The following is a 419-nucleotide window of genomic DNA, read 5'->3' as shown; positions in this document are numbered from 1 at the left end:
GCCATATGCCAGTGCAATTGCTGTACAATGCACAGGCATTGAAGATCACAATCAGAAATATAATTAGCAATAATGACCTCCAATCACGCCTGTTTTATATACCTTTCAGCCTTTAACACTTACTTTATCTGAACCACCCCGACGTAATTCACCGATAAAAGGCCAAATGTCTCATGGCTTCCCCTGCTGTGCCAGTCACGCCCAATGTCGAATTCAACATCGCCTCGACCTATGCCGTTGATCATCGTTCGCCCGGCAAATGGCTGTGGTCGCACCTCATGCGCTACCGCTGGATACTCATTTCGGTTTTGTTTAACAGTGTAGGCAATGCTGCTGGCGCGTTCACCGCACCGTTCCTGATCGGTGCAGCTTTCAATGTGTGGCTCTCACCCAACCCCGATTTGGGCAAAATTGCGCTG

At 48.9% G+C, this 419-nt stretch carries 1 protein-coding gene; it reads left to right on the top strand.

The genetic code is table 11. The features are described from left to right. Positions 1-173: 173 nt before the first annotated feature. Positions 174-419, top strand: a 246-nt coding sequence (locus tag D7Y13_RS45495) for a hypothetical protein (RefSeq protein WP_208734696.1), incomplete at its 3' end; no start/stop codon positions are given.

This window comes from Corallococcus praedator (genome assembly GCF_003612125.1).
Classification (GTDB): Bacteria; Myxococcota; Myxococcia; order Myxococcales; family Myxococcaceae; genus Corallococcus; species Corallococcus praedator.
The sequence above is the reverse complement of the archived record's forward strand: the minus strand, read 5'-3'. Positions and strand labels throughout refer to the sequence as shown.